Raw genomic sequence first — 14,734 nt, forward strand, 5'->3', positions numbered from 1 at the left:
CACGCTGAGCTCACCAAGAAGTTTAGCCGGGGATGTGGGGCAGGACACAAACCGGTCCCGGGGGCCCGGACGCACGCTGCCCCCGCCACAGGCAGTGGCGGGGGCAGCGTCAGTCATGAGCCGGGGTCAGGGGCGGTTCGCGCGGCGCTCCAGGAACGTCTGGGCGATGATGGCGTTCTGCTGGTCCGGGAGGAGGGCCCAGGCGGCCAGATAGAACACGAAGGCCGGGCCCGGCAGCAGGGCGAAGAGGAGGAACGCGATCCGGACGTAGGCGACGTCCACGTTGAGCCTGGCCGCGATGCCGCCGCAGACACCGCCGAGCCACCGCTGCGGTCCCCGGCGCAGGCCGAGGCCCCGGACAATGCTGAAGAACTTTTCCATGGATTAAGACTTCCTTGTAGTAGTGGCTTTGTCACGCTTGCGGGCGGAGACCAGTCCGCCGATCACGAGGGCCGCGCCGGCCCCTATCATCAGGCCGATCAGGACGTAGGTCCCGTTCAGGACCACCAGGCCCAGACGGGAAATGATGATCAGCGCGGCGAGGGCCAGCACGATCAACCCCCACACCACCGTCCCCACCCGGGCGCCCTCACTGGCGGGTGCGTTCTCCGTGACCAACGGGGTGCCGTCCGGGGTGGTTCCCGGGTCGTAGCTCCTCATGTCAGTTCCCTTCCTTCACGGTGATGTTGCTCAGGGTGCCGGAGACCTTGATGACCAGGCGGGATCCGGCGACGTCCGTGTTGTAGTCGCTCTGCTGGCTGGTCATGCCGCCGTGGTTGCCGTTGGAGTCGTTGAGGTTTCCCATCGTCAGGTCCGCCCGGATCTGCACGGGGACATTACGCGGAATCAGCACGGTGATGTTGCTGGCGGTCGCGTCCAGGGGCACCACGACGTCGGAGCTCAGCGGTGCGTTCAGGTCCAGCCGGGTCAGGTCCACCGTGCCGCTGCCGCCGGTGATGTCGAAGCCGTCGGCGGCCTGCCCGATGGTGGTGGGCGCCCAGTCGACGTTCTGGAACCGTGCCCGGTCCGCGTTCGGGATAAGGCCGTAGACCGCCCCGGTGACCAGCGCCACCACGGCGAAGAAGCTGAGGATGCCGGCGCCGCGGCCGCGCAGGCCGCAGACCAGGATGCCGAGGCCCAGGACGGCGGCTCCTACCGCCCAGACCACCGCGTTGCCGGCCGGTCCGAGGTTGATTGCGTGGACGGCGTCGAGTGCCTTGAGCCCGCCACCCGCCAGGAGTGCGAGGCCGGTCGTGACCGCGACGGCGGGGGCGCCGGGACCGGTGGCCCGGACCTTCGGAGCGGGCACCGGCGCATATGCTGACGGGTCTGCGCTACGGCCCGGCGCGGGGGCAGCGGGCGCCGCAGTGTAGTCGGGCCCGGTGGGGTAGGTCGTGGTTGGATACGAGGCGGCCGGATAGGTGCCCACGGGAAGTGTGCCGTCCGACGGGAAACCGGCGGGGGTGCCGGTCCCGTACGGTGCCGTGCCGGACGATCCCGGACCGGTTGCCGCAGGACCGGTTGCCGCCGGGCCCTGCTGCGGGAACCCGACGCCGTGGCTGTCGGCCGGCCGGCGCGTCCTGCCCCGCTGGGAGAAGTAATAGAAGGCATAGATCGCCCCGCCCACCCAGAAGACAGTCCAGACGACGGCGCCAAAACCGTACCGGTCCCAGCCCCAGACGCCGTTGCCCAGGCTCGGGAAGCCGATCAGCGTGGTGATCAGCGCCCCGGTCATGCCGGTGCTCCACCGTCCGGCGGCGGCCTCCTGGACGTGGATCCGGCCGTCGGGTTCGGGCAGGAGGGCCCAGGCCAGTCCGTACAGCAGGACCCCGACGCCGGCGAAGACCGTCAGGACAATCAGGATGCCGCGCACAATGAGTGGATCGACGCCCAGCCGCTGGGCGATGCCGCTGGCCACGCCGGCCACCCAGCGCTCGCGGCCCCGGTGGATGCCGTGGCTGCGGATCCAGTCGAAGAAGTTCTGCTGGGACCCGGCCGGCCGGCGCTCGCCGGCGTAGGGAGGGCCCGGGGGCGGAGTGTATGGCGGGGTGCCGCCGGGGGGAGGGGTGTAGGGCGGCGGGGTGTACGACGGCGGCGCATACCGGGGCGCGCCGTCCGGTTCCGCCGAGGAGGCCTGCGACGGGCCGGACGGCGACGGTGCGGAAGGCGACGACGCGGAGGCGTCCGCCGTGCTGTCCGCCGGGTCAGTGGCGGGACGGCCGTCCGGCTGGCTGCCGGCGGCCGGGACCTCATCGGGGTCAGGGTGCGTGTTCATAGTTCGATCCTCCCGCCGGCGGGACCGTCCGCTCTACTGGGGAAACCCCTGACCGGTCCCTGACCGGCCCCCGGTTCGGGCCGTGAACCGCCTCCGGAAGGCCCCTGCCGTGCTTGGATGGATCCATGACCACCGCGCCCCTCCGCCCACCGCTGACCCGCGGCGGCGACCGCATGATTGCCGGTGTCTGCGCGGGGCTTGCCCGCCACCTGGGCTGGCCCGTGCAGATGGTCCGCGCCGGGATGGTGGTTGCCGCGTTCGCCGGCGGCGCCGGCGTCGCGTTCTACGCCTGGCTGTGGATCATGGTGCCGACGGCGGACGAGAGCGCCCGCCGCAACGCCCGGCGTCCGGCGTCGCCCATCGCCCCCGCCGTGAGCGCCCCCGTGGAATCCCCGGAGGCCCAAGGAAACACGGCCACCGCCGGGGAGCCGTGGCGCTTCCGGCTCGCCGGGATGCCCTACGGGAAAGAGATCCTCCTGGGCGTCGGGTTGCTGCTGGCCGCCGGGATCCTGGTGGCGCGGCTGCTGGGGCTGGACGTCCCGCTGGGCACCCTGATTCCCGTGGCCGCGATCCTCGGCGGCGCGGCCATCGCCTGGATGCAGCTGGATGAGACCCGCCGCACCGGGATCATGGACAGGGCCAAGGCAAACCAGGCCGGCGGCTGGGCACGGCTCGCGGCCGGCCTGGCGTTGGTGGTGGCCGGGGTCCTGGTGATGGTCTCCGGCTCCGGATCGTGGCAGCAGACCTGGCTGGCGCTCCTGGCCTCGGTGGCGGTCCTGGGCGGCGTTGCTCTGGTGCTGCTGCCCTGGGGGCTGAAGTTCTGGCGCGACCTCGAGACCGAGCGGGAAGGCCGGGTCCGCGCCACGGAACGGGCCGAGATCGCCGCCCACCTGCACGACTCGGTGCTGCAGACCCTCGCGCTGATCCAGCGCCGGGCCGGGAACGAACAGGACGTCATCCGCCTTGCCCGGGCCCAGGAGCGCGAACTCCGCGGCTGGCTGTACCGCAACGCGGAACGGGACGAGGGGCAGCTCTCGGACGCCCTCCTGGCCGCCGCCGCGGAGGTGGAGGACGCGCTGGGCCAGCCCGTCGACGTCGTCAGCGTCGGGGACTGCGCCATGACCGGACGGCTGGAGGCCCTCGTCATGGCCGCGCGGGAGGCCATGCTCAACGCCGCACGGCACGGCGGCGGCCCCGTCTCCGTATACCTCGAAGCCACCGGCGCGGCCGCGGAAATCTTCGTCAAGGACCGCGGCCCGGGGTTCGACCCGGCCGCCATCCCCGCGGACCGGCTGGGCGTGCGCGAATCCATCATCGGCCGGATGCGGCGGCACGGCGGAACGGCCGTGATCGTCAGCAACCCGGACGGCACCGAGGTCCGGCTCAGCCTGCCCCTGGTCCCCGACGCGGCCACGGCCCCGCCGCCGCCGTCGTCCGCCGCCACGGGAGCACCGACTCCCGTGCCGCCGTCCACCACCCCGCCTCCCGAACCACACCGGCCCACACCCGCCGGCGCCACCACGAAGGACATACCATGACCAGCCAGCCCGACAGCACCCTGCCCCCGGGAGCCCCCGTCCCCGCCACCCGGGTGGTGATTGTGGACGACCACGCCATCTTCCGTTCCGGCCTGAAGGCGGACCTCGACGCCGGGATCGCCGTCGTCGGGGAGGCCGCCACCGTCGAAGAGGCGGTGCGTGTCATCGGCGAGGCCAGGCCGGACGTGGTGCTGCTCGACGTGCACCTGCCGGGCGGGACCGGCGGCGGCGGCCGGGACGTCCTGGCCGGCTGCGCCGCGCTGCTGGGCACCACCCGCTTCCTGGCCCTGAGCGTCTCCGACGCCGCCGAGGACGTCGTCTCCGTGATCCGCGCCGGCGCCCGCGGCTACGTCACCAAGTCCATCTCGGGCGCCGAAATCAGCAACGCCGTGCGCCGCGTCGCGGGCGGGGACGCGGTCTTCTCGCCACGGCTCGCCGGCTTCGTGCTGGACGCCTTCGGGACCTCACCCTCGGACATCGCCGACGACGAACTGGACCGGCTCTCGGCCCGCGAACTCGAGGTGATGCGGCTGATCGCGCGCGGGTACAGCTACAAGGAGGTGGCCAAGGAACTGTTCATCTCCATCAAGACCGTGGAGACCCACGTCTCGGCAGTGCTCCGCAAGCTCCAGCTCTCCAGCCGCCACGAACTGACCCGCTGGGCCGCCGAACGCCGCCTGCTTAACCCGGATGCGCTGGCACTGAGGCCCCCATCCCGGCGGAATGGGGGCCTCAGTGACAGCGGAACAGGGGGGGCGACTACTTGGCCTTGCCCAGGAATTCCTGCAGGCGTCCGACGCCGGTGGCCAGGTCCTCGTCGCCGAGGGCGTAGGACAGGCGCAGGTAGCCGGAGGGGCCGAACGCCTCACCGGGCACCACGGCCACCTCGACCTCGTCGAGGATCAGCGCGGCGAGCTCGGCCGACGTCGACGGCGCCACCGGCCCGTTCGCCGTCGGGAATTCCTTGCCCAGCAGTGCGCGGACGTCCGCGTACACGTAGAACGCGCCCTTGGGGGTGGGGCAGTCGACGCCCTCGATCGCGTTCAGCCCCGCGACGATCGCCTTGCGGCGGCGGTCGAAGGCCACCTTCATTTCCTCGACGGCGGTCAGCGGGCCGGAGACCGCGGCCAGTGCCGCGATCTGCGGAACGTTGGAGACGTTGGAGGTCGCGTGGGACTGGAGGTTGGTGGCGGCCTTGATGACGTCGGCCGGGCCGATCATCCATCCCACCCGCCAGCCGGTCATGGCGTAGGTCTTGGCGACGCCGTTGAGGATGACCACCTTGTCCCCGAGGGCGGGGACAGCCGTGGCGATCGAGGTGAACGGAACGCCGTCGTAGGTCAGGTGCTCGTAGATCTCATCGGTGACCACCCACAGGCCCTTGGCCGCGGCCCACTCGCCGATCGCCGTGACTTGCTCGGGGGAGTAGACGGCGCCCGTGGGGTTCGAGGGGGAGACGAACAGCAGGATCTTGGTCCGGTCCGTGACGGCGGCCTCGAGCTGCTCTACGGTCACCAGGTAACCCTGCTCCGGCCCGGCGAAGACCTCCACCGGCACACCGCCGGCCAGCCGGATGGCCTCCGGGTAAGTGGTCCAGAACGGTGCCGGGACAATGACCTCATCGCCCGGATCCAGCAGGGTGGCGAAGGTGTTGTAGACGGCCTGCTTGCCGCCGTTGGTTACCAGGACCTGCGACGCCTCGCACCGGTATCCGGAGTCCCGGAACGTCTTCTCCGCGATGGCCTGCTTCAGCTCGGGGAGGCCGCCGGCGGGGGAGTAGCGGTGGTACTTGGGCTGGCGGGCGGCCTCGATGGCGGCATCCACGATGTAGCCCGGAGTCGGGAAGTCGGGCTCGCCGGCACCGAACCCGATGACCGGACGTCCAGCCGCCTTCAGTGCCTTCGCCTTGGCATCGACGGCCAGGGTGGCGGATTCGGCTATGGCGGAAATGCGCTTGGAAATGCGGGCGGCAGGCATCGCGGGTCCGTTCTTCGCGTCAGCACGGGGCTGGATGTGGGATTCGACGGAATCTACTCTATGCTGTTCACCGGATCCTCCGGGATGCCAGGAGAGCCGGTTCGACGTGGACGTAGTTCATGCGTAGAATGGTTCTCCGGTGTTGAAAACACGATGATGGCGTGCGCCTCAGGGAAACCTGTACAGTCTGCCGCCGGCACGGTTTTTAATCCATAGGGTAGTGGCGCAATTGGTAGCGCAGCGGTCTCCAAAACCGCAGGTTGCAGGTTCGAGTCCTGTCTGCCCTGCGCAAGCTGTTCCGGAATGCACCGGAACCAGCGCAGCAACCATGGTTCAGTCCGGAGCCGGGTATCCGACATCGCGAGGATGAGTGAGGGTCAGGTGACCGAAACAGCTGCCAGCAGCTCCAAAGGCCGCCCCGCCAAGAAGGCCCCCAAGGCAGGCTTCTTCGCCCGGATCGCACTCTTCTTCCGCCAGGTCATCGGCGAACTGAAGAAGGTCGTCGCGCCCACCCGCAAGGAACTGGTCAACTACACGCTCGTGGTGCTGGTGTTCGTGGTCATCATGATGGTCGTCGTCACCCTGCTGGACCTGGCCTTCGGGACCGGCGTCGGCTGGGTCTTCGGCGGAACGGGTCCCACGGACCGCTAAGGCGACCGTCCGCAGGCCGCGTGCCGCCCCGGGAAATCGGGGCAGTAACGGGGTGTGCGGAATTGAGTCATTTAAATAGGCATGTAAGGCAATGAGGAAGCAGGAGACCAAGTGTCTGAGCAGGAGCTCGAGGTAACTGAGACTGAGCTGGAGAAGAGCCAGGACGCCGTGGAGGAGTCCGAGGCCCCGGCTGCTGCGCCCGAATTCGACGACGCCGCCGACGCTGACGCGAACGACGCCGTGGACGAGGCTTCCGCCGGCTCCGAGGACGAGGGCGAGGCGGAAGAAGGCGATGCCCTGGCAGCCGCTGCCGCCGCGGCCGAAGCCGACCCCGCCGAGGAGTTCAAGGCCAAGCTGCGCCGCCAGGAAGGTGACTGGTACGTCATCCACTCCTACGCCGGCTACGAGAACCGCGTGAAGGCCAACCTCGAGACCCGCATCCAGACCCTGGACATGGAAGATTACATCTTCGAAATCCAGGTCCCGATGGAAGAAGTCGTCGAGATCAAGAACGCCCAGCGCAAGATCATCAACCGCGTCCGGATCCCCGGCTACGTGCTGGTGCGCATGGACCTGACCGACGCCTCCTGGGGCGCCGTCCGCCACACCCCCGGCGTGACCGGCTTTGTGGGCAACGCCCACAACCCGGTGCCGCTGCGCCTGGACGAGGTCTTCTCCATGCTGGCCCCCGTCTTCGAGGGCGAGCAGGCCGAGAAGGGCAAGCCGGTCAACAAGCAGAACCAGACCCCGGTTGCCGTGGACTTCGAGGTTGGCGAGTCCGTCATCGTCAAGGAGGGCCCGTTCGAGACCCTGCCTGCCACGATCTCGGAGATCAAGCCCGAATCCCAGACCCTGGTGGTCCTCGTCTCCATCTTCGAGCGCGAGACCCCGGTCACCCTGGCGTTCAACCAGGTCAGCAAGATCTAGCACCGATTACAGAATTCGCTCCAGGCTGCCCGCTTTGCGGCCCCGGAGCGGCCGGCCGCCTCGCCATGGCGGCCAACCACCTGAGACACGCTCCTGTGTCCCAGGACGAAATTGAGAGAAGGACCCTACATTGGCTCCCAAGAAGAAGGTCACCGGCCTCATCAAGCTGCAGATCCAGGCAGGTGCCGCTAACCCGGCCCCGCCGATCGGTCCTGCGCTCGGCCAGCACGGTGTCAACATCATGGAATTCTGCAAGGCGTACAACGCTGCAACGGAAGCCCAGCGCGGCAACGTCATCCCGGTTGAGATCACCGTTTACGAGGACCGCTCGTTCACGTTCATCACCAAGACCCCGCCGGCCGCCGAGCTGATCAAGAAGGCTGCAGGCGTCGCCAAGGGTTCGGCTACCCCGCACACCGTCAAGGTTGCCAAGCTGACCCAGGCCCAGGTCAACGAGATCGCCTCCACCAAGATGGAAGACCTCAACGCCACCAGCCTCGAAGGCGCAGCGAAGATCATCGCCGGCACCGCCCGCTCCATGGGTATCACCGTCGAGGGCTAGTCCCCACCCGCTGGGAGAACACCGCCGCGGAACACCGCGAACGGCAGCGACCAGCACCCGTCGGGCAACCGGCACCCCCTAATTATCGAAAGATCGGAACCCCGGACACGCCGTCCGAATATCCGACTGTGGCAGGGCCCAGCGCGGTCCGCAGACCACAACTGCACAAGGAGAAACAGCAGCATGGCAAAGCGCAGCAAAGCATATGAGGCAGCCGCCGCCAAGATCGACGCGGAGAAGTTCTACGCGCCGTTCGAGGCAGTGACCCTCGCCAAGGACACCAACCCGTCCAAGTTCGACGCCACCGTTGAGGTCGCGTTCCGCCTCGGCGTTGATCCCCGTAAGGCCGACCAGATGGTCCGCGGTACGGTCAACCTGCCGCACGGCACCGGTAAGACCGCCCGCGTCCTGGTCTTCGCGACCGGCGACAAGGCCGAGGCCGCGATCGCAGCCGGCGCCGACTTCGTTGGCTCCGACGACCTGATCGAGAAGATCTCCGGCGGCTGGACCGACTTCGACGCCGCCGTCGCCACCCCTGACCTCATGGGCAAGGTTGGCCGTCTGGGTAAGGTCCTGGGTCCGCGTAACCTGATGCCGAACCCGAAGACCGGCACCGTGACCGCTGACGTCACCAAGGCTGTCAACGACATCAAGGGCGGCAAGATCGACTTCCGCGTCGACAAGCACTCGAACCTGCACTTCATCATTGGCAAGGTTTCCTTCGACGCCGTCAAGCTGGCCGAGAACTACGCCGCCGCACTGGAAGAGGTCCTGCGCCTCAAGCCGTCCGCTTCCAAGGGCCGGTACATCCAGAAGGCCACCGTGGCCACCACCTTCGGCCCCGGCATCTCGGTTGACCCGAACGTCACCAAGGTCCTGACCGAAGCGTAAGTTTCCGGACCCCGCGCCCGCGCCGCCTTTCGGCGGCAGGCGCCAGCGAAGACCGTCCCGCACCCGCGGGGCGGTCTTTTCTGCTGTCGGCGCCCCGGCTAGGCTGTGCGGGTGAATCCAGCACCCCACCGCATCGACGAACTGCGCCTGCCCGCCTCGCTCGACGACGACGACGCCGCGGAGTTCCGGGAGTTCAATGAACTCTGCGACGCGCTGGCACTCGAATCGTGGGGCAACCACGACCGGACGACGGCGGCCCGGTCCCGCCTTCGCTTCTGGCAGGAGAGCGGGTACGGCCGGACCCGGCTCTTCGTCGTCCGGTCCGACGGCCGGATGGTGGCCCGCGCCAGCGTCCGGCTGGGCCTGACCGAAAACCTCGACCGCGCCGGGATCCAGGTCGCGGTGCTGCAGGCCCACACCGGGCGCGGCATCGGACGGGCCCTGCTGGCCCACGCCGAAGCCGCCGCAGCCGCCGAGAACCGGACCGTGTTCCTCGGCTCCACCCAGCACCATGCGGATTTCGACGTCGACGGCGGCGCCGTGGTCCGCCCCGCCACCGGGACCGGGGCCCTCCCGGCGGGGGCGCGCAGCGTCCGCTTCGCCACCGCCGCCGGCTACCGGCTCGAACAGGTCGAGCGGTACAGCAGCCTGGACATCGCGGCATCGGCCCCGGAGTTGGACCGGCTGGAATCCGAGGCGCTGGCGAAGGCCGGCGGCTACGACATCCTCACCTGGACCGACCACTGCCCGGAGACGCTGCTGCCGCAACTGGCCGTCCTGATGTCCCGGATGAGCTCCGACGCCCCCAGCGGCGGCATCAGCTATGAAGAGGAACACTGGGACGCGGCGCGGGTCCGGCACGTGGAGAAAACCTGGCAGGAAGCCGGAAACACCTCGCTGGTGGCCGCCGCACGGCACCGGGACACCGGGGACCTCGCCGCCTACTCGGTGCTGGAGCTCCCGGCCGGTAAACCCTGGCTGGCCGAGCAGGACGACACCCTCGTCGCCGCCCCGCACCGCGGACACCGCTTGGGCATGCTGGTGAAGATCGCGAACCTCCGCCGCCTCGCCTTGGCCGCCCCCGCCGTCGAACGCGTCACCACCTTCAACGCGGCCGAAAACGGCTACATGCTCGCCATCAACGAGGCCCTGGGCTTCCGGCCCGCGGGGTGGGATGGCGAGTGGCAACGCGTCGCCGGGCCGGGCCTGGCGGGGGAGTAGCCCGCGCCGCCCGCGGTGCGACGCGCTGCCAAAAATCCCCGTGGCGGGGCATGGAACGCAAGGGGTATCGGGCATATGCTGACGCTCAAAGCCTGGCACCAGCGGGGCCAGGCGAAGGCGGCAGAATGGCTGGGAACATGACCGCTCAGGCAGGCGATGTAAGGATCGAGCAGCTCTGGATCCCGGATTCGTTGGAGGGGGAGGACGCGGCGGACTTCATCGCCGCCGTCGAGGTGGGACGCAAGGTCCGGATGGCCACCTGGGGCACCGATGACCTGGCCTATGCCCCGCAGGAGAAACTGCTGGAAATGGCGGACCCGTACGAACGCCAGATCATCCTCGTGGCCAAGGTCGACGGACGGATCGTAGGGACCGTGGACATTGCCCTGCCGCTCGCAGACAACCAGGAACTGGCCGAGTTCACCCTGGACATTCTCCCTGACTTCCAGGGCCGCGGCGTGGGGCGCCAGCTGCTCGACGCCGCCGAGCACCTGGCCCGCGACGAGGGCCGGCGGATCATCCTGATCGACACCAACCACCCCGGCGTCACACTCGCCGACCAGTCGGCGGGCCAGCTGATCCCCGGGGCCGGCCTGGGGTACGTCCCGCTGAACAGCCGCGAGGTGGAGTTCGCCCGGCTCACCGGCTACACGCTGCAGCACATCGAACAGTTCAGCGCCTGCACACTGCCGCTGGACAGCCAGCTGGTGGCTGACCTGCAGGCCGAGGCGGAAGAGGCCAACGCCGGACGGTACCGGCTGCACCACTGGACGGACCGGTGCCCCGACCGCTGGCTGGAGGCCGTGGCCCTGCTGGAGAACCGGGCGGGCGAGGGCGGCGTGCCGGAGGAGGCTGAGGACGCGCTGGTGTTCGACGGCGAACTCCTGCGCGAGACCGAGGACGTCGCCATCGCGCAGGGCCGCCGGACCGTGGTCACCGCCGTCGAGGAGATCGCCAGCGGCGCGCTGGTGGGGCTGACCACGATCAGTGTCCTGGGACTGCGTCCCGACGTCGTCTTCCAGGACGATACCGTGGTCCTGGCCGAGCACCGCGGTAACAAACTGGGCCTGCTGATCAAACTGGCCAACATGGAACGGCTCTCGGAACAGTTCCCGGACGCTCGGGTGCTCTACACCTGGAACGCCCCGGAAAACCGCTATCTCCTCACGGTGAACCAGAAGCTCGGGTTCACCACGGCCGGTGTCACCGGGTTGTGGCAGAAGGAGCTCCCGGACCTGCGGCCCAGCACCAGCTGACCCGATTTGGTGGGGCCCGCTCCTATCCCGTACCCTTGAAGAACCAAAGACCGTCGGTTGTTGGAAATCCACTCTCCTGAGCATGGCTCACTTCTGCAGTTGTGTGCGGGGGATTCAAGTTGGTTTCCGGACGAAGGCCCCTCAACGCAGGGCGGCCGGCGCAGGTGAACGAAGCAAAGCTCCGCGGCACGCCGCGTCGAGACAAGCCCCGTGCATCTGCGCGGGGCGTTTTTAGTTTTAGCGATCCTGAGGGGACCCGGACACACCGGCATTTATCCCCGGAAGGAGGGTTATGGCAACGCCTAGCAAGGTTTCAGCAGTAGCTGAGATCACTAACGATTTCAAGGAATCGACCGCCGCTGTCCTGACCGAATACCGTGGGCTCACCGTTGCACAGCTCAAGCAGCTGCGTGTTTCTCTCGGCCAGGAAACCAAGTTCTCGGTCGTCAAGAACACCCTGACCGCCATTGCAGCCAAGGAAGCCGGTGTCGAAGCATTCGACGGCCAGCTTGCCGGCCCCACTGCAATCGCGTTCATCAAGGGTGACGCAGTTGCCGCTGCAAAGAGCCTGACGGATTTTGCCAAGGCCAACAAGCAGCTGGTCATCAAGACCGGTTACTTCGAGGGCAAGGCACTGAACGCCACCGAAGTTGCTGCCCTGGCAGCACTCGAGTCCCGCGAGCTTCAGCTCGCCAAGGTCGCAGGCGTCCTCAAGGCCCCTGCTGCCGCAGCCGCTCGTATCATCGACGCTCTGCGCCTCAAGCTTGAAGAAGAGAACGGTGCCCCGGCAGCAGCCGAAGCACCCGCCGCTGAAGAAGCCCCCGCAGCAGAAGCCGAGGCTCCGGCCGAAGCCGCAGCCGCCGAAGAGAACTAACTCTCTCTCACCCAAGACTCCGGTGTGACGGCACGGCCAAGCCCGCCAAGCACCACTATAGGAAGGACGCCAAACCATGGCGAAGCTCAGCAACGAAGAGCTCATTGAAGCTTTCAAGGAACTGACCATCATCGAGCTCTCCGAGTTCGTCAAGCTCTTCGAAGAGACCTTCGAAGTTACCGCAGCTGCTGTTGCTGTCGCCGGCCCCGCCGGTGGCGGTGCCGCTGAGGAAGCCGAAGAGAAGACTGACTTCGACGTCATCCTCGAGGCTGCTGGCGACAAGAAGATCGCAGTGATCAAGGAAGTTCGCGCCATCACCTCCCTGGGCCTCAAGGAAGCCAAGGACCTGGTTGACAGCGCCCCGAAGGCCGTCCTCGAAGGCGCCAACAAGGAAGCTGCCGAGAAGGCCAAGGAGCAGCTCGAGGCTGCCGGCGCCACCGTTACCGTCAAGTAACGACCGGCTCTTCGGAAGGCATCACGCCTTTCAGCTCCGGGAAACCCCGTCCACTCCGGTGGGCGGGGTTTCCTGCGTTCCGGGGCAGAAAACATCCGGTAAACGCTCGGAAAATGATCGTCTCCTCTCCTTTTCAGCCGGGAGCCGGCGGCCTAGACTGTGGCATTGTGCCAACCGGCCGCCAACCCCGAGGAGTCCATCCATGACCGATCCGAACCCCCACGTGTCCCGCCGCGCCATGCTCGCGGCAGCCTTCGTCGGAGGCAGCGCCGCGGCGGCCGCCGTCGCCGGAGCCCCGGCCGCACAGGCCGACGCCGGTGGCCAGGGGGCTGCGAAGAAGCAGTTCACCCTGACCGTCCTGGGCACCACCGACCTGCACAACAACGTCTTCAACTGGGACTACTTCAAGAACGCCCCCTACGCGGACACCGCCGGGAACAAGATCGGCATCGCCCAGGCCGCCACCCTCATCAAGGCGGTACGCGCCGAGCGCGGGGCCGCCAATACGCTGACCATCGACTCGGGCGACACCATCCAGGGCACTCCGCTGGCCTACTACTTCGCCAAGGTCAACCCGATCTCCACCGAGGTGAAGCACCCCATGGCGCTGGCCATGAACGCCGTCGGCTACGACGCCGTCGCCCTCGGCAACCACGAATTCAACTACGGCATCCCCCTGCTGCGGACCTGGGAGAAGCAGCTGGACTTCCCGCTCCTGGGCGCCAACGTCCACGACGCCGTCAGCGGAAGCCGCGCGTTCACGCCCTACGTGCTCAAGCGCGTCAAAACCGAGAGCGGCTGGGTCACCGTGGGCCTGGTCGGCTTCGTCACGCCCGGCTGTGCGCTCTGGGACCGCGACAACGTCCACGGCAAGCTGGACTTCAATGGCATCGTCGAGGAAGCCAGGACCGTCATCCCCGAGATGAAGGCCGCGGGCGCCGACGTCGTCATCGTCTCCAGCCACTCGGGCGCCACCCCGGCTTCCTCCTACGGTGACGCCCTCCCGTTCCCGGAGAACGCCTCCACCCAGCTGGCCGAGGAGGTCCCGGGTATCGACGCGATTCTGGTCGGCCACGCCCACCTGGAGATCCCGGAGCGCTTCGTCACCAACAAGGCCACCGGCCGCCAGGTACTGCTGACCGAGCCGCTCAAATGGGGCATGCGCGTCGCCGTGATCGACCTGCAGCTGAACAAGGAGCAGGGCCGGTGGAGCGTCGCCGCGGCGCACGCCCACCTCCTGGACGCCAAGACCGTCGACGCCGATCCCGCCGTCGTCGGCGCCGTCCAGGCCGGCCACGACGCCACCGTCAAATACGTCAACCAGGTCATCGGCACGTGCACCGCGCCGCTGAGCACCGCGACGGCCTGCTGGTCCGACTCCGCGGCGATTGACGCCATCAACTACGTCCAGGCCAGCACCATCAAGGCCGAGCTCGCCAACGGCCCCTCCGCCGGCCTACCGGTGCTCTCCATCGCCGCGGCATTCTCCCGGTCGGTGGACGTCAAAGCCGGTCCGCTGACCATCCGGGACGTGGCGGGCCTGTACATCTTCGACAACACCCTGCTCTCCATCAAGGTCACCGGCGCGCAGGTCAAGGACTACCTGGAGTGGTCGGCCCAGTACTTCAAGCCGGCCAGCGGTACCAGCGTGCAGGCGGACCAAATCACCAACGCGGCCACCGCGCTGGCCCCCAACGGCACCCCGGACTACAACTACGACGTCGTCTACGGCCTGGACGCACCGCTGAACTACGAGATCGACCTCGCTCGGCCGGTGGGGGACCGGATCCGCAACCTCAGCTACGACGGCGTACCCCTGCCCGCGGGCAAGGAGTTCGCCATGGCGATCAACAACTACCGGCAGAGCGGCGGCGGCAACTTCCCGGCGGTCAAGACCGCCCCGGTGCTCTCGAACAGCCAGCAGGAGATCCGGCAGCGGATCATCGACTACGTGGTGGCGCAGGGAACCCTGGACGCCGCGGTGTTCAGCCAGTCGAACTGGCGCCTGACCGTCAACGACCAGCCCCTGACGGTCACCGCCTGACGGCCGCCCCCGCAGCCCGTCCCGCAGCTTAGGGACGTCGGACAGCACGGGGCCCCGGCGGCCC

14 protein-coding genes, 1 tRNA gene and 1 pseudogene are annotated in these 14,734 nt (G+C 68.4%); 12 read left to right on the forward strand and 4 right to left on the reverse strand.

What is annotated here, in order from left to right; translation table 11 throughout:
- Positions 1–126: 126 nt before the first annotated feature.
- The 3 genes from ABC337_RS11870 to ABC337_RS11880 are packed head-to-tail and all read right to left on the reverse strand — an operon-like array spanning position 127 to position 2,275.
- Positions 127–381, reverse strand: coding sequence for a PspC domain-containing protein (locus ABC337_RS11870; RefSeq protein ID WP_290255953.1), 255 nt, complete (start codon positions 379–381; stop codon positions 127–129).
- 3 nt (positions 382–384) lie between these two features.
- Positions 385–660 carry a hypothetical protein gene (locus tag ABC337_RS11875; protein ID WP_412883774.1) on the reverse strand — a complete coding sequence of 92 codons (276 nt, stop codon included), beginning with the start codon at positions 658–660 and terminating at the stop codon, positions 385–387.
- A gap of 1 nt (position 661) precedes the next feature.
- Positions 662–2,275, reverse strand: a complete 1,614-nt coding sequence (locus tag ABC337_RS11880) for a PspC domain-containing protein (protein ID WP_412883773.1) — start codon at positions 2,273–2,275, stop codon at positions 662–664.
- Positions 2,276–2,400: 125 nt separating this feature from the next.
- On the opposite strand from ABC337_RS11880, the gene ABC337_RS11885 reads away from it, so the two are divergent.
- Together ABC337_RS11885 and ABC337_RS11890 are read left to right on the forward strand one after the other, a co-directional pair.
- Positions 2,401–3,813, forward strand: coding sequence for an ATP-binding protein (locus ABC337_RS11885; protein ID WP_412883772.1), 1,413 nt, complete (start codon positions 2,401–2,403; stop codon positions 3,811–3,813).
- Positions 3,810–4,496, forward strand: a pseudogene (locus ABC337_RS11890) (LuxR C-terminal-related transcriptional regulator); the annotation flags it as partial. The gene ABC337_RS11885 and the pseudogene ABC337_RS11890, both read left to right, overlap by 4 nt.
- A 76-nt stretch (positions 4,497–4,572) precedes the next feature.
- Here the strand turns inward: ABC337_RS11890 and ABC337_RS11895 are convergent.
- Positions 4,573–5,790, reverse strand: coding sequence for a pyridoxal phosphate-dependent aminotransferase (locus tag ABC337_RS11895; RefSeq protein WP_400158582.1), 1,218 nt, complete (start codon positions 5,788–5,790; stop codon positions 4,573–4,575).
- 214 nt (positions 5,791–6,004) lie between these two features.
- Here ABC337_RS11895 and ABC337_RS11900 point away from each other — a divergent pair.
- From ABC337_RS11900 to ABC337_RS11945, 10 genes are all read left to right on the forward strand, one after another.
- A tRNA-Trp gene (locus ABC337_RS11900) sits at positions 6,005–6,077 on the forward strand.
- 79 nt (positions 6,078–6,156) lie between these two features.
- Complete coding sequence (gene secE / locus ABC337_RS11905; protein ID WP_290255948.1) at positions 6,157–6,441, forward strand: preprotein translocase subunit SecE; 285 nt, start codon at positions 6,157–6,159, stop codon at positions 6,439–6,441.
- Positions 6,442–6,552: 111 nt separating this feature from the next.
- On the forward strand, positions 6,553–7,368 hold the full coding sequence (gene nusG / locus ABC337_RS11910) for a transcription termination/antitermination protein NusG (protein WP_412883770.1): 816 nt from the start codon (positions 6,553–6,555) through the stop codon (positions 7,366–7,368).
- Between the two features lie 130 nt (positions 7,369–7,498).
- Complete coding sequence (gene rplK, locus ABC337_RS11915) at positions 7,499–7,930, forward strand: 50S ribosomal protein L11 (protein WP_003803853.1); 432 nt, start codon at positions 7,499–7,501, stop codon at positions 7,928–7,930.
- A 183-nt stretch (positions 7,931–8,113) separates the two neighbouring features.
- Positions 8,114–8,821, forward strand: coding sequence for a 50S ribosomal protein L1 (rplA, locus tag ABC337_RS11920; protein WP_290255946.1), 708 nt, complete (start codon positions 8,114–8,116; stop codon positions 8,819–8,821).
- 111 nt (positions 8,822–8,932) lie between these two features.
- Positions 8,933–10,042 carry a GNAT family N-acetyltransferase gene (locus ABC337_RS11925; protein WP_412883769.1) on the forward strand — a complete coding sequence of 370 codons (1,110 nt, stop codon included), beginning with the start codon at positions 8,933–8,935 and terminating at the stop codon, positions 10,040–10,042.
- Positions 10,043–10,179: 137 nt separating this feature from the next.
- Positions 10,180–11,298, forward strand: a complete 1,119-nt coding sequence (locus ABC337_RS11930) for a GNAT family N-acetyltransferase (RefSeq protein WP_412883768.1) — start codon at positions 10,180–10,182, stop codon at positions 11,296–11,298.
- A 292-nt stretch (positions 11,299–11,590) separates the two neighbouring features.
- Positions 11,591–12,172, forward strand: coding sequence for a 50S ribosomal protein L10 (rplJ, locus tag ABC337_RS11935; protein WP_412883767.1), 582 nt, complete (start codon positions 11,591–11,593; stop codon positions 12,170–12,172).
- Between the two features lie 76 nt (positions 12,173–12,248).
- Positions 12,249–12,626 (forward strand): 50S ribosomal protein L7/L12, encoded by a 378-nt coding sequence (gene rplL / locus ABC337_RS11940; RefSeq protein ID WP_290255942.1) that lies wholly within the window; start codon positions 12,249–12,251, stop codon positions 12,624–12,626.
- A gap of 202 nt (positions 12,627–12,828) precedes the next feature.
- On the forward strand, positions 12,829–14,670 hold the full coding sequence (locus ABC337_RS11945; protein ID WP_412883766.1) for a bifunctional metallophosphatase/5'-nucleotidase: 1,842 nt from the start codon (positions 12,829–12,831) through the stop codon (positions 14,668–14,670).
- The last annotated feature ends 64 nt before the right edge of the window (positions 14,671–14,734 follow it).

Source organism: Arthrobacter phoenicis, assembly GCF_047238215.1.
In the GTDB taxonomy this organism is placed as follows: Bacteria; Actinomycetota; Actinomycetes; order Actinomycetales; family Micrococcaceae; genus Arthrobacter.